Origin of the sequence: Maricaulis sp. MIT060901, from assembly GCF_047123815.1 — a bacterium.
In the GTDB taxonomy this organism is placed as follows: Bacteria; Pseudomonadota; Alphaproteobacteria; order Caulobacterales; family Maricaulaceae; genus Maricaulis.
Genome location: NZ_CP138920.1, coordinates 828,459 through 846,133 on the forward strand (window position 1 = coordinate 828,459; position 17,675 = coordinate 846,133).

The 17,675-nt window shown below is 61.0% G+C and carries 16 protein-coding genes; 13 read left to right on the top strand and 3 right to left on the bottom strand.

What is annotated here, in order from left to right:
- The first annotated feature begins 9 nt into the window (after positions 1-9).
- The 12 genes from SIC17_RS04265 (at position 10) to SIC17_RS04320 (ending at position 12,355) form a co-directional block, all read left to right on the top strand.
- Positions 10-681, top strand: a complete 672-nt coding sequence (locus SIC17_RS04265; RefSeq protein WP_291894190.1) for a flagellar hook assembly protein FlgD — start codon at positions 10-12, stop codon at positions 679-681.
- A 99-nt stretch (positions 682-780) separates the two neighbouring features.
- The gene (locus tag SIC17_RS04270) at positions 781-2,166 is read left to right on the top strand and encodes a flagellar hook protein FlgE (protein WP_291894193.1); all 1,386 of its coding nucleotides are present in this window, start codon (positions 781-783) and stop codon (positions 2,164-2,166) included.
- A gap of 215 nt (positions 2,167-2,381) precedes the next feature.
- Entirely contained in the window at positions 2,382-2,651 is a 270-nt protein-coding gene (locus SIC17_RS04275) for a DUF1153 domain-containing protein (RefSeq protein ID WP_291894196.1), read from the top strand.
- A 219-nt stretch (positions 2,652-2,870) separates the two neighbouring features.
- Positions 2,871-4,526 (top strand): flagellar basal-body MS-ring/collar protein FliF, encoded by a 1,656-nt coding sequence (fliF, locus tag SIC17_RS04280; protein ID WP_291894199.1) that lies wholly within the window; start codon positions 2,871-2,873, stop codon positions 4,524-4,526.
- Between the two features lie 8 nt (positions 4,527-4,534).
- The gene (fliG, locus tag SIC17_RS04285; RefSeq protein ID WP_291894202.1) at positions 4,535-5,560 is read left to right on the top strand and encodes a flagellar motor switch protein FliG; all 1,026 of its coding nucleotides are present in this window, start codon (positions 4,535-4,537) and stop codon (positions 5,558-5,560) included.
- Positions 5,561-5,570: 10 nt separating this feature from the next.
- Positions 5,571-6,227: a FliH/SctL family protein gene (locus SIC17_RS04290; protein WP_291894205.1), complete on the top strand. Its 657-nt coding sequence runs from the start codon at positions 5,571-5,573 to the stop codon at positions 6,225-6,227.
- A gap of 11 nt (positions 6,228-6,238) precedes the next feature.
- The gene (gene fliN, locus SIC17_RS04295; protein WP_291894208.1) at positions 6,239-6,604 is read left to right on the top strand and encodes a flagellar motor switch protein FliN; all 366 of its coding nucleotides are present in this window, start codon (positions 6,239-6,241) and stop codon (positions 6,602-6,604) included.
- Positions 6,605-6,644: 40 nt separating this feature from the next.
- Positions 6,645-8,015, top strand: coding sequence for a sigma-54 interaction domain-containing protein (locus SIC17_RS04300; RefSeq protein WP_291894211.1), 1,371 nt, complete (start codon positions 6,645-6,647; stop codon positions 8,013-8,015).
- Positions 8,016-8,027: 12 nt separating this feature from the next.
- Positions 8,028-10,163, top strand: a complete 2,136-nt coding sequence (gene flhA, locus SIC17_RS04305; RefSeq protein ID WP_291894214.1) for a flagellar biosynthesis protein FlhA — start codon at positions 8,028-8,030, stop codon at positions 10,161-10,163.
- A gap of 29 nt (positions 10,164-10,192) precedes the next feature.
- Positions 10,193-11,188, top strand: a complete 996-nt coding sequence (locus SIC17_RS04310; RefSeq protein WP_412546494.1) for a flagellar biosynthesis-like protein (FlhF) — start codon at positions 10,193-10,195, stop codon at positions 11,186-11,188.
- Positions 11,188-11,988, top strand: coding sequence for an AAA family ATPase (locus SIC17_RS04315; RefSeq protein ID WP_291894220.1), 801 nt, complete (start codon positions 11,188-11,190; stop codon positions 11,986-11,988). The genes SIC17_RS04310 and SIC17_RS04315 overlap by 1 nt, the downstream gene beginning before the upstream one ends.
- 43 nt (positions 11,989-12,031) lie before the next feature.
- Positions 12,032-12,355 carry a hypothetical protein gene (locus SIC17_RS04320; RefSeq protein ID WP_291894224.1) on the top strand — a complete coding sequence of 108 codons (324 nt, stop codon included), beginning with the start codon at positions 12,032-12,034 and terminating at the stop codon, positions 12,353-12,355.
- A gap of 176 nt (positions 12,356-12,531) precedes the next feature.
- Here the strand turns inward: SIC17_RS04320 and SIC17_RS04325 are convergent, their stop codons facing one another.
- Positions 12,532-13,509, bottom strand: coding sequence for a DUF6607 family protein (locus SIC17_RS04325; protein ID WP_412546495.1), 978 nt, complete (start codon positions 13,507-13,509; stop codon positions 12,532-12,534).
- A 126-nt stretch (positions 13,510-13,635) separates the two neighbouring features.
- On the opposite strand from SIC17_RS04325, the gene SIC17_RS04330 reads away from it, so the two are divergent.
- Positions 13,636-15,726, top strand: a complete 2,091-nt coding sequence (locus tag SIC17_RS04330; protein ID WP_412546496.1) for a TonB-dependent receptor domain-containing protein — start codon at positions 13,636-13,638, stop codon at positions 15,724-15,726.
- Positions 15,727-15,890: 164 nt separating this feature from the next.
- On the opposite strand, the gene fliJ is transcribed toward SIC17_RS04330, so the two are convergent.
- Both fliJ and fliI read right to left on the bottom strand, forming a co-directional pair.
- On the bottom strand, positions 15,891-16,307 hold the full coding sequence (gene fliJ, locus SIC17_RS04335; protein ID WP_291894237.1) for a flagellar export protein FliJ: 417 nt from the start codon (positions 16,305-16,307) through the stop codon (positions 15,891-15,893).
- Positions 16,307-17,647 carry a flagellar protein export ATPase FliI gene (gene fliI, locus SIC17_RS04340; protein ID WP_412546949.1) on the bottom strand — a complete coding sequence of 447 codons (1,341 nt, stop codon included), beginning with the start codon at positions 17,645-17,647 and terminating at the stop codon, positions 16,307-16,309. Before fliI ends, fliJ begins: the two co-directional genes overlap by 1 nt.
- Between the last annotated feature and the right edge of the window lie 28 nt (positions 17,648-17,675).

The following is a 17,675-nucleotide window of genomic DNA, read 5'->3' on the forward strand; positions in this document are numbered from 1 at the left end:
AACAGGTAGATGACAGATATCTCAGCCCTCACCGCGGCCACCGGCTCGAACAGCGCACTGTCCCAACAGTCCGCGAGCCTGGGCGATAACTTCGAGATGTTCCTCACCCTGCTCACCGAGCAGATGAAGAACCAGGATCCGCTGGACCCTCTGGATTCGACACAATTCGTTAGCCAGCTGGTCGATTTCTCAAGCGTCGAGCAGCAGATCCAGCAGAACCAGAACCTGGAAAACCTGCTCCTGCTCCAGTCGGCAGCAGCCCAGGCCTCTTCCGTCAGCTATATCGGTCGCGTCGGCCTTGCCCAGACCCCGCAGGTGGAGATGACCAACAGTCAGGCGACCTGGGAATACACCATGCCCGAAAACGCCCGCTCCACGACGCTTATCGTCAAGGATGCGGACGGCCGCGAGCTCGGCCGTTTCGATGGCAACAACAATACGGGCACTCACAGCTTTACCTGGGACGGTCTGGATACAGCCGGATCGCAGATGCCGGACGGCGTCTATTCCCTGGAAGTCCTGTCTGTCGATGACGACGGGAACAATATCACTCCCACCATCCGGGCCGAGGGCCTGGTTACGGGAGTGGATCTCTCTGGCAATGAAGTCATTGTCGAGATGGGCGGAATTCGCGTGCCGCTCTCCTCGGTACTCTCTTTGAGGGAGGACGGCACAGTTTGATCCTTCAGGCCGCCGGCCTGAAAAACCGGACCCCAGAATGGGACTTCGGATCCACCTAGCAGAAGGCTCCCTTTGTTTTGAAAACGTAAGGAGCATGCAATGAGCATCAATTCCGCGTTGTTGGCCGGCGCTTCCGGCCTGATCGCAAATTCCAGCGCCCTGGCCGCTGTTTCGGACAATATCGCCAACGTGAACACGGTTGGTTACAAGCGTGCCGAAGCTGTCTTCACCCCGATGTATGACAGCCGCGGCGAAGGTACGCGCTACACCGCTGCCGGTGTCGGCTCGCGCACCCAGTTGAATATCAGCCAGTCAGGCCTGTTGACCGGCTCCACCTCTGCGACCGACCTGGCGATTGCCGGTAACGGCCTGTTCGTCGTACGTGACGACGCCAACGCCAACTCGTCAGACCCGGTCTCCTTTACCCGTGCAGGCCGCTTTGTGGCGGACAGCTCAGGCTATCTCCGCAATGATGCAGGCAAATACCTGGCCGGCTGGCCGGTTGCCGCAGACGGTTCGGTTCCCACCAACCCGTCCGACCTCAACACGCTGGAGACCATCAACCTCTCCTCCATCGGTGGTGCGGCCGAGCCGACCTCCATCATGGGCATCAATGCCAACCTGCTGGCCAGCCAGACCGTCTCCGCAGCCGAGGCGACCTACAATGCCGGCGTTGCAGCCAACAACATGGCATCGGGCGCGGTGACTCCGGACTTCCAGCGCACCATTCCCTTCTATGACAGCCAGGGTGGCGTTCGCTCGATCACCATTTCCATGCTGAAGAGCTCCACGCCGAACCAGTGGCACGCCGAGATTCACATGGTTCCGGCCTCTGAAGTGACCACAGGTGCAGGCCTCAACAACGGCCAGATCCTGACCGGTACCGTCGCGTTTGACACGCAGGGTCGCCTTGACTCCGCCAACACGACCCTGCCGACCACGGTAAACTTCCTCGCGTCGGACAATGTTGCCGCCCTGGGCGCGAATGACTTCCAGTGGTCCGCCGCGACCGGGATTGCCGCCCAGACGCTCACGCTGGACTTCGGTGATCCGAGCTCTCCGGGTGGTTTCACACAGTATGACAGCCCGTCTGCCCTGCTCTCCACCAATGTGAACGGCTCGGCCTTCGGTAACTTTGCCGGTGTGGAAGTTGACGATGAAGGCTTTGTCTTCGCCAAGTTCAACAACGGGATCATCCGCAAGGTCTATCAGATCCCGGTAGCGACCTTTGTGAACCCGGACGGTCTGCAGGCCCAGTCCGGCGGCACCTACACGGTTACCCCGGAGTCCGGTACCTACACGCTGAACCAGCCGGGTCTGGGTTCTGCCGGTACGATCGCGTCCTCCACGCTGGAAAACTCCAATGTCGACCTGGCGACCGAGTTTACCACACTGATCACCACACAGCGGGCGTATTCCGCTTCCTCGAAAATCATCACCACGGCTGATGAGATGCTCGATGAAGCCATCCGGATGAAGCGTTAATCCATCACCTGACGCTTTTAACTAAGGGCTCCGCTTCGGCGGGGCCCTTTTTTATTGCGCCTTGCATGTGGGTAAACGCGATCGCTCAAATCTTATGCGAGTTTTATTCGGATTTTCGCGGAGGCGTTAAACGCAAATTTACCCAGAGGTTTAGGCGGATGTTAAAGGCCTTGGGCTAGGGTCACACCATAAACAAAAACAAACGGGGACCGGACATGCAGCCGCGCCTTAAAAAAGAAAACTACGTCATTGGACCGGATGGTAGCCCTCTTACGCTTGGAGACCTTCCCAAGCCCGAGACACAGCGCTGGGTGGTACGCCGCAAGGCAGAAGTCGTCGCCGCAGTTCGCGGTGGCTTGCTTTCACTGGAAGAAGCTTGCTCACGATATTCGCTGACCGTGGAGGAATTCCTCGGTTGGCAGCGCTCCATCGATAAACATGGACTTGCAGGTCTGCGCACAACGCGTCTGCAGACCTACCGATAGCACCGGATTTTCCGGTTGCTGAGTGAGCGGTGGCCCTCTCCCCCCTTGGGTCACCGTTCATCACATATAATTTCAGTACGTTAGATAATCCTGATGAGAAAAATTCATCAGGATTAATGACGTATGCGCGTATCTTAATACCTCGTTTACGAGACTGGTAGGAAAATTCTGCCCAGTGCTTCGCTACGGAGCACACGAATTATTTGGGCAGGATGACCAGTGAACGCGCTTTTTGAACAGATCAGAGTTTTTGGTGTTGGACGGCTGACCGCGATTTTCGGCCTGGCTGCCGGTGTCGCTGCTGCGCTCGTCTATTTTTCCAGCGCTATTGGCGGTGGTTCGCAGGCCTTGTTGTCTGCAGGTCTGGACCCGGCGGAAGCTGTTGCTGCCGGTCAATTGCTCGATCAGGCAAATATCCCCTACGAAATCACTGAGGGCGGCACGGCCATCTATGTTGCCCGCGACCAGATCGATGCTGCCCGTGTTCGCATTGCTGCTGACGGGCCGATCGGCGGATCTGCAGGATACGAACTGTTTGATCGCCAGGACAGCTTTGGCCAGACCAGCTTTGTACAAAATCTCAACGCCAAACGCGCCCTGGAAGGCGAGCTGGCCCGCACGATCCAGTCCCTGAACTATGTCCGCTCGGCCCGTGTTCACCTGAACCTGCCGGAACGTAGAATGTTTGCGCGCGACCAGCAGGCCCCTACCGCAGCCATCACCATCAATGCCAGCGGTTCCCTCAACAGCGAGCAGATCCGCGTGATCCGAAATATCGTTGCCGGCGGCGCGGGCCTGGAAGCCACAAATATCTCCATCGCCGATGATCGCGGCCGCCTGCTGGCTGCAGCCACGGAAGATGGCAGCACGACGGGCATGATGATGGATGAACGCCAGAGCGCTCTTGAAGCGACCCTGCGTCAGAACATTCTCAATATCGTCGAAGGCGTGGTCGGCCCGGGCGCTGCCCGCGTCCAGGTTACGGCGGAACTGAACCGTCAGAGTGTCACCGAAACTTCCCAGAATTTCGATCCTAACGGCCAGGTTCTGCAGTCACGCGAACGCAACACCGAAACCTCGCGCGACAATGAAGGCGGCAATTCCAACGCCGTGTCTGCCTCTGAAAACCTGCCCGATGGTGGCAATGAAGGCGCCGGTGGACCACAGAGCGCTTCAGAACGTGAAGTATCAAACGAGATCGTCAACTACGAAATCTCCACCACGACACGGACCGAGATCATCGAGGCCGGCTCCATCAACCGCCTCGCCGTCGCTGTCGCTGTCGATGGCATCCTGACCACGAACGAGGATGGCAGCTCTACATGGACGGCGCGCCCTGCCGAGGAAATCGAGCAGATCGAAGCACTTGTCCGCTCGGCCATGGGTTTTGTGAACAACGGCACGCGCACCGACGACCTGACTGTCACCCAGATCGAGTTCGCTCGCGCCAACCCGCTGCTTGGCACGGAAGCGGCCGGCGGTTTCAGCTTCAACAAGAATGACCTGCTGCGTGGTGCCGAAGTCCTGGTGATGTTCATCACAGCTCTATTGGTGATCTTCCTGGTCGCTCGCCCACTGGTCAAAGGCGCCGGAGCCACTGCAGCCGCGCCTGCCGGACTGGCGCTGGCCACGGCCGGTGGCGCCCCGGCGCACACGCTGGATACGGCCAACGCACCAACTGCCCTGCCAACTGCTGAAGTCCCGGCGGCCCTGCCGGCCGGCTCGGCACCACCCACAATCGACAATGCTTTGATCGATATCGAGAAAATCGATGGCCAGGTGAAAGCCTCCTCGATCAAGAAAGTTGCATCCCTAGTCGAACAGCACCCGGAAGAGAGCATCTCCATCCTGCGTAGCTGGCTGCACGACGCCTGAGGCTTCAAATGTCCGAGAAACGACGCTCAATCGAAGATCCCAATCGCCTCGCAGGTCCTGAGAAGGCTGCGGTAATCCTGCTCGCCCTGGGCGAAGAGGACCATGGCCTGTGGAACCATCTCGATGAGGAAGAAATCCGTGAAGTTTCGCAGGCCATGTCCAATCTGGGCACGATCTCTGCGTCTGCCGTCGAGAAACTGATTGTCGATTTTGTCGGCCAGATGTCCTCGACCGGCTCCCTCATGGGCTCGTTCGAGGCGACCCAGCGTCTTCTGACGTCCTTCCTGCCGGGCGAGAAGGTCGAGACCATCATGGAAGAGCTGCGTGGTCCCGCCGGCCGGACCATGTGGGACAAGCTGGGCAATGTGAACGAGGTGGTTCTCGCCAACTATCTCAAGAATGAATATCCCCAGACTGTTGCCGTGGTTCTCTCCAAGGTGAAGTCGGAACATGCCTCGCGTGTTCTCGGCGCCCTGCCGGAAGATTTCGCGATGGAAGTCGTGACCCGCATGCTGCGCATGGAGCCGGTCCAGCGCGAGATTCTCGACCGTATCGAGGAAACGCTGCGCACCGAATTCATGTCCAATCTGGCCCGCACGTCCAAACATGACAGCCACGAGATGATGGCGTCGATCTTCAACAATTTCGATCGCCAGACCGAAAACCGTTTCCTGGCTGCGCTGGAAGAACGCAATCGCGACAGCGCTGAGAAGATCCGCTCCTTGATGTTCGTCTTCGAGGACCTATCCAAGCTCGACCCGGGCGGTATCCAGACACTGATGCGCTCGATCGACAAGGACCAGATGGGGCTGGCGATGAAGGGCGCGTCGGACAGCCTGCGCGACCTGTTCTTCTCGAACATGTCCGAGCGCGCAGCCAAGATCATGAAAGAGGACATGAACGCGTTGGGCCCGGTCCGTCTGAAGGATGTCGACCAGGCCCAACAGAGCATTGTTGCCATGGCCAAGGACCTCGCCGCGAAAGGCGAGATCATGCTGGCCGATGGCGGTGCCGACGACGAACTGATCTACTAGGAGCCCGCCCGTGCAACAACAGCCGACGAAATTCCATTTCGACACTGAGTTCGACCACAACGGCGAAGTGCTCCGTGAAGGTGAAAGCTACAAGCGTTTCTTCACCCAGGACGATGTCGACGCCGCGCGTATGTGGGGTGTCGAGGAAGGTCGCGAGATGGAGGAAGGTCGCTGCGCCCAGTCGCTGCAAGCGATCGCCGCCCAGATGCAGCTCATCCTGGCGCGCCTGACCACGGAATCCGAACAGCTGCGCAATGAAGCCGTCATGCTGGGCATCACCGCGGCCCGCAAGCTCGCCGGCGAAGCGCTGAACCAGTTTCCGGCCGATGCCATTGAGGACGTGGTCCGCGAGGCGGTGATGGATCTGCGTGGCGAGCCACGTTTTTCCGTCCGATGCGCGCCTGACCTGGTGGAAATGCTCGCCGAGCAGCTCGAAAAGACCGCGCGTGACTGTGGCTTTGACGGTGCCGTTGTCGTGCGCGGCGAGGAAGGCATGACCGCAGGCGATATTCGCCTGGAATGGGGCAAGGGCGCGATCCAGCGCAGCCAGGCCGATGTCGAAACGCGTCTCGACGAGATCACCGAACGCTGGCTGGCCGCCCCGACTGAAGACGCAGACCCGATTGATCCCGCAGCCGGCGTACAGCCCGGCTCATCAGCGGCGTAAGGAGGCCAGATATGGCTGACGAAAATAACCTCGACCTGCCCGATCTGGGCAATGAAATGCCGGACATGCCCGCGGAACAGGCGCCTGCTGTGCCTGCCGAGGCCATGATGGAAGAAGAAGAAAAGGCGGCCGCCGACCTGGCGCCGGTCTTCGACGTCCCGGTCAATATCTCTGCCGTTCTCGGCAAGGCGCATATCGATGTAAACTCGCTGCTCAAGCTGACCTCGGGCTCCGTCGTCGAGCTGGATCGCAAGATCGGTGAAGCCATCGATATCTACGTGAATAACCGTCTCGTCGCCCGCGGCGAGGTCGTTGTCGTGGAGGATCGCCTCGGCGTGACCATGACTGAAATCATCAAGGACGGGGACGCAGCATGATGCAGCGCCTTGGTAACAAGAAAAAAATGGAGCGGACGCAATGCGAGTCCTGATCGTTGGAAGCCTTGGCGGGCAGCTTTACACCGCCACAAAAATCGCCACCGACCGCGGAGCCAGCGTCTCCCAGGTCGATACGATCGAACAGGCAACCGCGCACCTGCGGGCCGGCCGGGGGGCCGACCTGCTCATGGTCGACCTGTCGCTGGATGTTCAGTCCCTGATCGACGCCAATGAGCGTGAGCGCATCACGGTCCCGGTTGTCGCCTGTGGCGTCAATGTCCGCCCGGAGATGGCGGCGGCTGCCATCCGCGCAGGTGCCAAGGAATTCATCCCGCTGCCGCCGGATGCCGAGCTGATCGCCGCTGTTCTCGAGGCTGTTGCCGACGACGAACGCGCCATGATCGCCCGCGACTCGTCCATGACGGCGGTCATCGAACTGGCCGATCGCATTTCAGCCTCTGAAGCCTCTGTCCTGATCACCGGTGAAAGCGGTGCGGGTAAAGAGGTCATGGCCCGCTACGTTCACTCCAAGTCCAAGCGGGCTTCCAAGCCGTTTGTGTCCGTGAACTGTGCGGCCATCCCGGAAAACCTGCTGGAATCCGAACTCTTCGGTCACGAGAAAGGCGCGTTTACCGGCGCCATCGCCCGCCGCGTGGGTAAGTTCGAGGAGGCCGATGGTGGTACGCTTCTCCTCGACGAGATCTCGGAAATGGATGTGCGACTGCAAGCCAAGCTGCTGCGTGCGATCCAGGAACGCGAGATTGACCGTGTCGGTGGTACGAAACCGGTCAAGGTGGACATCCGCATCCTGGCGACGTCCAACCGCGATCTGCGCAAGGCCGTTGCCGATGGCTCCTTCCGCGAAGACCTGCTCTTCCGCCTGAATGTGGTCAATCTGGCCCTGCCGCCGCTGCGCGAGCGCCCGACCGACATCATCGCCCTGGCCGATCATTTCGTGAAGAAATACTCCGCTGCCAACCAGGTGGACGAAAAGCCGATTTCCGACGCGGCCCGCACCCAGCTGCTGGCCCGCGAGTGGACCGGTAACGTCCGCGAACTGGAAAACGCTATGCACCGTGCGGTTCTGCTGGCCTCCGGCCGCGAGATCGGTCCGGACGCGATCCGCATGCCGGATGGTTCTGCCTTCACCGGCTCCGGTTCCAGCGTCACCCGCCACGCCGCCGATGCTGCTGACGCGGTTCAGCGAGTGGTCGTCGGCAAGACGGTTGCCGAAGTCGAACAGGATCTCATCCTCGACACGCTGGACCACTGCCTGGGCAACCGGACACATGCCGCCAACATTCTCGGCATCTCGATCCGCACCCTGCGCAACAAGCTGAAGCTCTATGCCGACCAGGGTGTCGACATTCCACAGCCGAACCAGACTACCGCGGGCATTTCCGCAGCCTGACAGGACTAAGACGTGGCAGATACAGCAGGTAGTAACCAGACCCCGGCCACCGGTGCCGGCGGGTTCGACTTTCAGGCTTTCCTGAACCGCACGCTGCGGGGCGATGTCGCCCTGGCCGTGGGTATTCTCGGCATTCTGGTGATGCTGTTGCTACCGATGCCGAGCCTGTTGCTCGACCTGTCGCTGGCGACCTCCATCTCGATTGCCGTCCTGGTCCTGATGACAGCGCTCTTCATCAAGAAGCCGCTGGAATTCTCGGCCTTCCCGGCTGTACTGCTGATCACCACGCTCCTGCGCCTCGGCCTCAACATCGCCTCGACCCGTCTGATCCTGTCCCGCGGTCACGAGGGCACGGACGCTGCCGGCGAGGTCATCGAGGCCTTTGGTGCCTTTGTCATGCAGGGCAATGTCGTGATCGGCGTCATTGTCTTTGCCATCCTGGTGATCGTGAACTTCGTCGTCATCACCAAGGGTTCCGGCCGTATCGCCGAAGTTGCTGCGCGCTTCACCCTGGATTCCATGCCCGGCAAGCAGATGGCCATTGATGCGGACCTCTCCGCCGGCCTGATCACCGAGAACGAGGCCCGCGAACGCCGCAAGGAACTTGAGGGCGAAAGCAATTTCTACGGTGCCATGGATGGTGCCTCGAAATTCGTGCGTGGTGATGCCATGGCCGGCCTGATGATTACGGCCATCAACCTGATCGGCGGTATCATTATCGGTGTGGTCCAGTCCGGCATGCCGTTCGCCGATGCTGCTGCAGCCTATTCCACCCTGACCATCGGTGACGGCCTCGTCTCCCAGATCCCGGCCCTGATCATCTCGGTTGCCGCGGGTCTCCTGGTCTCCAAGGCCGGTGTTGATGGCGAAGCCGACAAAGCCGTGTTCGGCCAGCTGACGGCCAATCCTCAAGGCCTTGGTCTGGTGTCCGGTGTCGCCCTGATCGTCGGCGTCCTGCCGGGCATGCCGTTCATTCCGTTTGCGATGATGTCTGCCGGCGCCGGCGCGCTGGCCTGGATGAACCGGGATATCCAGGAAAGAAAGGCCGCCGAGAAGGAAGCCGCCCGCATCGCTGCCGAACAGCCCGAGGAAGAGGAAGTTGCTCCGGAGGACGCCCCGATCGAGGATAGCCTCACCATTGACGAGCTGAAGATCGAGCTGGGTTACGGCCTGCTGCCGCTGATCAATGACGTGGATGGCCGCAAACTCACCGACCAGATCAAGGCGCTGCGCCGCTCGCTGGCCGAGGAGATGGGCTTTGTCACACCGGCTGTCCGCATTATCGACAACATGCAGCTGGGCAATCAGGAATACTCCATCCGCGTCAAGGAACTGGAGGCCGGCAAGGGCGATCTGGAACTGAACAAGCTGCTGGTCATGGATCCGGCGGGTCTGCCGATCGACATGGCCGGCGATCACGTCAAGGAACCGGCCTTTGGCCTGCCAGCGACCTGGATCGAGGAAAGCCTGCGCGAGGAAGCCTCTTTCCGTGGTTACACCATCGTCGAGCCGGCCGCTGTCATGGTTACGCACCTGACCGAGATTCTCCGCGAGAACATGGCGGACCTCCTGTCCTACGCAGAAGTCGAGAAGCTGATCGACAAGCTGTCCAAGGAGCACAAGAAGCTGGTCGAAGATATTGCGCCGGCCCAGATCAGCCGCGCAGGCATCCAGCGTGTACTGCAGACGCTGATCAAGGAACGCATTTCCATCCGCGACCTGCCGACCATTCTGGAAGGCATCGCCGAAGCCAGCGCCACGACTCAGAATCTCGACGCGATTGTCGAACATGTGCGCACGCGCCTGTCCCGACAAATTTGTTATTCAAACCGTGCGCCGGACGGAAATCTGCCGGTCATGGCCCTCTCCCCGCACTGGGAACAGGCCTTCATGGAAGCCCTGGTTGGCGATGGCGAGCGCAAACAGCTCGCCCTGGCCCCGTCCAAACTTCATGACTTTGTCGCTGCAGTTAGAAACTCTTTCGAAACCGCTTCAGCTCAGGGTCAGGTACCAGTACTGCTGACGAGCCCGCTGATTCGTCCGTATGTGCGTTCTCTGGTTGAGCGATTCAGGCCTCAGACGGTCGTGATGTCGCAAAATGAAATTCACCCGAGCGCGCGCCTGCAGACCCTCGGTCACGTCGGTTAACGACAACAATTTAACTGGTCCGACCTCGTATGCGCCTCAAGACCTTTGCAGCCCAGACTCTGACTCAAGCCATGTCAGACGTCCGCCATGAAATGGGCCCCGATGCCGTCATCATCGCCACATCCGATGGTCCCGACGGCGGGGTTCAGGTCCGCGCGGCCACCGAAGCGCCTATGCGCAGCGAGCCGGTCGAGCCGGTCCGCGAAATCTCTGAACGTCTTATCGAACATGCCGATATCGAACGCGGCGCCTTCGAGGACGCCCAGCTGGACCGTGTCATCCACGCGCTGGGTTATCACCGTGCACCGGGTATCGCAGCCCAGGCGCTGATGCGTTCGGCACAGGACCTGGCCGATGGCCATTCCGTTGCCCGCCTCGCCCATGCCATGGAAAGCCGCTACACCTTCCAGCCTCTGCCCGCGGTTCCGGAACACCCGGTCCTGTTCGCCGGCACGCCGGGTGTCGGCAAGACCTCTACCCTGGCCAAGACCGCCGCGCGCTGTGTCGCCGCAGGGGCGTCACCAACCCTGATTTCCTGTGATGGCGAGCGCGCCGGGGCCGATGCCCGTCTGCGTGCACTGGCCGAAAAGATGCAGGCCGGTTTCCGCGCTGTAGATGATCCGCGCGAGATGGCTGATGTCATGGCCGAGATCGAGGGCCCGGTCCTGATCGACAGCCCGGCGGTCAATCCGTTCGAGCTGGACGATCTGGACATGACGCTCGCCTTTGCCGACAGCGCCGAGGCCGAGATCGTTTATATCTTTGATGCAGGCCTTTCCGCAGAAGATGCTGAGGACGCCGCCTCTCTGTTTGCCTCCATCGGCGCCAGCCGCGCCATTCCGGTCAAGCTGGACTGCGCGCGCCGCATGGGCGCCATTCTCGGTGTCGGAGAAACAGGTCTGGCCTTCGCACAGATTTCCTCCACCCCCTTCATCGGTGGTGGCCTGGCGCCGGCAACGCCGCTGCGTCTCGCTCGTGCGCTGATCGAAGACCGGCTCAACCCCTTTGACGACGAGGACATGTGATGAAGATTGCATCGGCACCCCAGTCACGCGCCGCTGGCCGCATCCTCGCTATCGCTTCCGGCAAGGGCGGTGTTGGCAAGACCACGCTCGCCATTGGCATGGCCCGCGCCCTCTCCCAGATGGATGAACGTGTCCTGTTGATGGATGGCGATCTGGGCATGGCCAATATCGACGTCCAGCTGGGCCTGCAGCCCTCGGCTGACATCACCAGCGTCATCAATGGCCGGGTTAACCTGGCCGATGCGACCGCGCCTGCCCTGGGCGGTTCGGAGGAACGCGGTGGTTTTGATGTGATTTCCGGTCGTTCAGGTTCGGGTGCGCTGGCCAATATCTCCGGTCCGAGCCTGACCAAGCTGGCCAGTGGTGTCGCCGCGCTGGCAATGTCCTATGACCGCGCCATTCTCGACCTGGCTGCCGGTGCCGACAAATCCACCGTGCGCCTGGCCCTGACGGCCGACGACGTCATCATCGTCATCAATGACGAACCGACCTCGCTGACCGATGCCTATGCCTTTGTGAAAACCCTGCGCCTGCATGATGATGGCGCCTCGCCCCTGGTCGTGGTCAACAACGCCCCGACAAGACAGGCGGCCCACGAGGCCTTCGGCGCATTCAAGAAAACCTGTGAGGCCTTTTTGAGCTTCACACCCACCCTGGCCGGGGTGATCCGCCGCGACGAGGCGGTCCCGGCCGCGATCCGGGCCCAGGCCTGCCTGTCCGTTCGCTCTCCGGCGAGCGAGGCGGCAAAAGATCTCCAGTCCTTGGCGGGAACACTCGCAAGAGGCAAGGAAGCCGCGTAGACTGGCCCCGGGGACAAGTTCAGCGCTTGGGGGCGCACCGCGTATGTATGACTCGTTTTATGATCGCCTGTCGCAGGGTTTCACACCGTTTGACTGGTGGCTGATTATCGTTCTGTCACTGGTCGCCGCGCTGATCATGCGCAAATGGCCACAATGGCCGGCCGCCGCCGCAATCGCCTTCATGGCCGATGCCGTCGCACCCTTCTTCTACCGCTGGGCGACCGGGGTTCCGGCAGATTTCGCCTTCGACTTCGCCTTCTCCCGCCTGGATGAACGCGGCGGCGTCGTGGTGCTGCTGAGGCTGGCAATCTACATGGTCACGATCGGCCTGATCTACTGGACCAAACGGCGGTATTCGAAGCTTTAGGCAGCTCGAACCACCCTGAACACACACCACTTGTCATCCCGGACAGAGGCCCGGCCTTGAGCCGGGCGGAGATCCGGGACCCACCGATTGTGCCATGGGTCCCCGCTCTGCGCCACGCTTTCGCGGGGCATCCGGCGGGGATGACAAGTGGAGAGGCGTGGAGGACGTGTTCGTCACTACTCCACCTCAGAAACCTGGCTGTTCAGGACAACCTGCGCTTCCTCCCAGGCCGTCTCGGTATCGGCTATGCCAAACAGGATACGCTGACCGGCATCCAGGACCGGGCCGTAGAGCAAGGTGCCCTCGGCATCATCATCGATGTGGAAACGATATCCCGCGTCTTCAGCCTCGAGCGCGTCGAAATACCCACGCACCAGCGCCCAATAGTCCGCCGTAGCGTCCCAGTAATCATACGCCGCCTGGGCCGAAAACAGTTCGGTGCGGGTATAGGTGTTCACACCCTGCTCGCGCACAATCTCACGCTCGGTACCATCACGCAGGGCGATCTTCGAATTGTCCTGTTCATGGATCCAGCCCCAACCGGTCACGGTGTGGCGGTTGACGGCGGCGATGGTGTCATAATCATCCCGGGTGGTGTCATCACGGCGCGGCAACGGACGCCAGGACACGGGCGGTTCCCAGGTCGACGCCTCCGGCGCGTGATCCCAGGCCGCGACCGCTGCGTAACGCGGGCTGTCATCAACCTGATAGACCGTCTGCGACCAGGCCCCTGCCCCGTCAACATGGCTCACCGCCTCCACTGTCCATTCGTCATGGCCCTGGAAGGCCAGCACGGTGTCCGGCTCATAGCGCCAGTCCTGGCGCCAGTGTTTGACGATGAAGGGATTGTCTTCACTGCCAACCACCAGCAGGTGCTGGAGCATGATGAACTCGCCCGTGTCCTCGACGACGACAACCACTTCGCGGGCCGGCGTGTGTTTCGGTTCGACAAGTTCATACCCCGGCGCAATGGCCACGGTTTCAATGAACTCGAAGGTCACGGCATACTCGCCCTGCATGGCCAGGATCGCCTCGCGATCGCGCTGGAAATCGGCCTCGGAGCGATCAGCGATTGCAGGCACTGACACATCGCTGGTCGTTGCGCAGGCGGTCAGCATCATCGAGGCGGCCAGCCCCGGGATCAGAAACTTCATTTGGATATCCCCAATTTTTCTACATGTAAGATGCGAATAATTCCTACTTGCGTTCGCAGAAACTTCTGCCATGAGTATCGCCACTGATAATCATTCGCAACTTTGAACTTCATAAAGGGACGAAAAATGAAACTCGTGTGGTTGAGTTCCGCGGCACTCGCCGTGGCCCTGGCGCCAGGCGCGCTGACACCGGCAGCTCTGGCACAGGATGATGCAGGAGACCGTGAGGTCATCACCGTTGAGGCGACCAAGACCGAGCTGGACAGCTTCATCTATCCCGGCCTCACCTCCTCGCTCGATGCGGAGGATCTCGACCTCGCCCAGCCGGTGGATCTGGATGACCTGCTGCGCGCGGTGCCCGGCGTCGATGTGCCGGGTGGCCCGCGTCGAACCGGACAGACGATCTCATTGCGAGGCCAGGGCCGAGACAACACCACCCTGCTGATGGATGGCGCCCGCCAGAACTTCACCTCTGGCCATGATGGCGCGATCTTCGTGGATCCCAGCTTGTTGGTCGGGGTTGAGACGGTTCGCGGGCCGGCCTCCGCACTCTACGGATCAGGCGCATCCGGCGGTGTGGTCGCCTTCCGCACGGCCGGTGCGCACGACCTGCTCGATGCCGGAGAGAGCTGGGGTTTCGAACTTGGCGCTGGCTATCGATCAGTGGACGAGGAGCAACGCGGAACAGCGACCGTTTACGGCGTCAACGGTGGTTTCGACTTCCTCGCCTCCATTTCCTCTCGCACCAGCGGTGACATTTCCCTGGGATCCGGCGCAGACCTGCCGGCAGACGACCGCTCGCTGTCCGGCCTTGTCAAACTGGGAGCAGACATTTCCGACGGCATCCGCGCAGAGCTGAGCTGGCAGTCTTTCGATGGCGACACGACCGAGCCGAACAATGGCCAGGGTGTTGCGGGCGTTGGTGCGTTCAATGCGCTCGTCGACAAGGATATCCAGAGCGACAACATCAATCTGGAACTCGACATTGCACCATCCCGCATCAGCTGGCTGGACATGAATGTCTCGATCTATCGCAACGAAACAGGCGTCACAGAGGCCGAAACCGCTAGCACACGCGTGCTGCGCCGTGACCTTGAAACAACCGGCATCAGTGCTGATCAGCGCTTCGCCTTTGACCTGGGTCGCTATGAAAGCGCGCTTACGATCGGTGGCGAATACTATGAAGACATCCAGGATGGCGGCGACAGTGCGGACGCCAACGGCATTCGCGGTGGCGCGCCGGACGCTGAAGCCAGCTTCACGGCTTTCTATGCCCAGCTGGAAATGCAGGGCCCTGCCCCGTTCGGCCTGCCTGGCGAAATCGTCGTTCTGCCGGGCATCCGCAATGACAGTTTCGAGACGGCTTCGGCCACCTCACTGGCGGCAGAAAACGATGCGACATCCGCGCGTTTCGGTGTCACCTATGCGCCGATCAGCGCGTTCAACATGTTCGTGAACTGGGGCGAAGCCTTTCGCGCGCCATCGATCAACGAGCTCTATATCGATGGCACGCACTTCTCGCTGCCACACATCATCCTCGGCCCGCCGACCTTCATCTCCAACGAGTTCATCGCCAATCCGGATCTGATGCCGGAAGAGACAGAAACCCTGGAAATCGGCTTCAGCCTGGACCTCGCCGATCGGATCGGTGTCGACCAGCTGACCCTGCGCACCTCCTGGTTCGAAACCGACGCGGAAAACCTGATCGACCTGTTTGTCGACTTCCAGTTCGACCCGACCTGTTTCGCGCCGCCCTTCTTTGCGCCCTGTTCTGCCGGAACCACCCAGAGCCGCAATGTCGGCAGTGCCGAACTGTCCGGTTATGAAGGCCAGATCAATTTCGCCAACGGTCCGCTGAGCATTGATGCAAGCTGGTCTGCTGTCGATGGCGAGGATGCTGCAACCGGCGAGGCGCTGGGAAGTCTGACGCCGAACCGCATTTTCGTGGATGCACGTTATGACTTCGGCGATCACATGCTGCTGGGCACGCGTCTCCAGATGGCTGGCGACTATGACAAACCTGCCAATACCGCTGACCACCGCGAAGCCTATACCGTTATCGACCTTTATGGCCGCTTCCGTCCCTTCGACAATGGCCTGACCTTGAATGCAGGCATCGAGAATGTCTTTGACGAGGACTATGAGCGCGTTTTTGCAGGCGTCTCCGAACCGGGTCGGTCGCTGCGTTTTGATGTGAGCTGGCGGCAGAATTTCTAGCCGAGAATTCTGACCACACTCACACCAAGGGCGGGCCGGTTCCCCAGTACCGGCTCGCCCGTTTTTTTTTCGTACGCTGCGGGACGCCGATGCGTTGAATTCCAGACATGAAACGAGCCGAGCCTTGCCAGACCCGGCTCGTTTTTCAGATCTCTGGCGCCAGGCTAGTGCGCGCGGCGGTGACGGATCGAGGCCATCTCGTCCAGCTCGGCCTGTTCGGCTTCCCGCAGGGCTGCCTCGGCCCGTGCGACACGGCGCTCTTCGAGCAACTCGTATTTCTTGAGTTCCTGGAACGCCTCGGACAGCCGATTGCGCAAAGCATCGGACTGTGCTTCCACCTCGGACAGCGACGCGCGGATGTTGTCCTTGCGCTTGATGACCGCCTGGGCATAGGAGCCATAGGCGAGATAACCGTCCTTGGACTGGGTCGCGACGGCCTGTTCTTCCGGAACCGAAGCCTCCAGCCGTTCAATCTGACTGATCAGGGCCGCCTTCGAGCGATCGAGCTCGGCCATTTGTTTTTGTAATTCTTCCACCTTGAACCGGGCCAGCCGGATCAGAGGTTCGTGCGAGCGTGCCATTACGCTACTCCTTCACCACCACCTAGTATCCCCGCCAGTGCTGCGAAGGTCGACGGAATGTCCGTCGCCTCGTCTTTTGACTGACCGAGGAACGCTTCCAACGGATCGTTGAGAGCGATTGCCCGGTCCACCACCGGGTTTGATCCCTGGGTGTAAGCCCCCAGACGGATCAATTCCTCCATGTCGGCATAAGCCGACAAAACCTTGCGCGCCTCGGCGACCAGCGGCCGCTCTTCAAGCGCGTAAACCTCCGGCGCCGTCCGGCTGACAGACTTCAATACGTCGATTGCCGGGTAACGTCCGCGTTCCGCGATCGCCCGGCTCATCACCACGTGCCCGTCCAAAATACCTCTCACCGCATCCGCCACAGGTTCGTTATGATCATCACCATCCACCAAAACAGTGAAAAGTCCGGTAATGGATCCCTGTTTTCCACCATCATTGCGTTCCGGCCCCGGTCCGGCCCGCTCAAGTAGCCGTGGCAATTCAGCAAATACGGATGGCGTATAACCGCGCGTGGTCGGCGGCTCACCTGCCGCCAGACCGATTTCACGCTGTGCGAGGGCAAAACGGGTCACGCTGTCCATCAGGCAGAGCACATCCTTGCCCTGGTCCCGGAAAAACTCAGCCGTTGTCAGGGTCAGATGCGCGGCCTGGCGACGCGCCAGCGCCGGGGCGTCAGAGGTCTCGGTGATGACCACAGAGCGCGCCCGGCCTTCCGGTCCCAGCACATCCTCGACAAATTCACGCGCTTCCCTGCCCCGCTCGCCGATCAGGCCGATGACGATGACATCGGCATCACAGCCCTGCGCCAGCATGGACATCAAAACGGATTTACCGACACCCGAGCCGGCGAAGATACCCAGACGCTGGCCCCGGCGCATGGGAACGAATGTATTGAGCACCCGCACACCCAGATCCATGCGCTCGCCCAGACGTGCACGTCCGTGCGCACTCGGCGGATTGCCCTTCAGCGGATAGGGATTGGCGCCTTCCATCAGCGGTGCGCCATTGTCCAGCGGACGACCGAAACCGTCGAGCACCCGCCCCAGCCAGCTGGGCGACGGTCGCACACGCGCGGGTTCCGGCGATAACAGTGTCTTTGCTCCGGGGCGGACACCTTCCAGCGGACCGAAGGGCATCATCAAGGCCGTCTCGCCGCGAAAACCGACGACCTCGCACTCTGCAAGTCCCATCGGGGTCTCGATTGTCGCGTGAGCGCCCAGGCTGAGCCCCGCCTGGGGCCCCTCCGCCTCGATCAGCAGACCATTGAGAGCCGTGACGCGTCCTTCCAGGACACGTGCATCGAGGCGCTCAATGCGATCGATAAGGGTCTGCATCATGGGCGTTTTTGGCTCCGGTCTTCAC

Bases quoted from the DNA above. Each gene is read 5' to 3' on its own strand.
- SIC17_RS04315 (WP_291894220.1), top strand. From the start codon at position 11,188: ATGAAGATTGCATCGGCACCCCAGTCACGCGCCGCTGGCCGCATCCTC.
- fliN (WP_291894208.1), top strand. From the start codon at position 6,239: ATGGCTGACGAAAATAACCTCGACCTGCCCGATCTGGGCAATGAAATG.
- SIC17_RS04265 (WP_291894190.1), top strand. From the start codon at position 10: ATGACAGATATCTCAGCCCTCACCGCGGCCACCGGCTCGAACAGCGCA.
- fliI (WP_412546949.1), bottom strand. From the start codon at position 17,647: ATGCAGACCCTTATCGATCGCATTGAGCGCCTCGATGCACGTGTCCTG.
- fliJ (WP_291894237.1), bottom strand. From the start codon at position 16,307: ATGGCACGCTCGCACGAACCTCTGATCCGGCTGGCCCGGTTCAAGGTG.
- SIC17_RS04330 (WP_412546496.1), top strand. From the start codon at position 13,636: ATGAAACTCGTGTGGTTGAGTTCCGCGGCACTCGCCGTGGCCCTGGCG.
- SIC17_RS04300 (WP_291894211.1), top strand. From the start codon at position 6,645: ATGCGAGTCCTGATCGTTGGAAGCCTTGGCGGGCAGCTTTACACCGCC.
- fliG (WP_291894202.1), top strand. From the start codon at position 4,535: ATGTCCGAGAAACGACGCTCAATCGAAGATCCCAATCGCCTCGCAGGT.
- SIC17_RS04320 (WP_291894224.1), top strand. From the start codon at position 12,032: ATGTATGACTCGTTTTATGATCGCCTGTCGCAGGGTTTCACACCGTTT.
- SIC17_RS04325 (WP_412546495.1), bottom strand. From the start codon at position 13,509: ATGAAGTTTCTGATCCCGGGGCTGGCCGCCTCGATGATGCTGACCGCC.
- SIC17_RS04270 (WP_291894193.1), top strand. From the start codon at position 781: ATGAGCATCAATTCCGCGTTGTTGGCCGGCGCTTCCGGCCTGATCGCA.
- SIC17_RS04275 (WP_291894196.1), top strand. From the start codon at position 2,382: ATGCAGCCGCGCCTTAAAAAAGAAAACTACGTCATTGGACCGGATGGT.
- SIC17_RS04310 (WP_412546494.1), top strand. From the start codon at position 10,193: ATGCGCCTCAAGACCTTTGCAGCCCAGACTCTGACTCAAGCCATGTCA.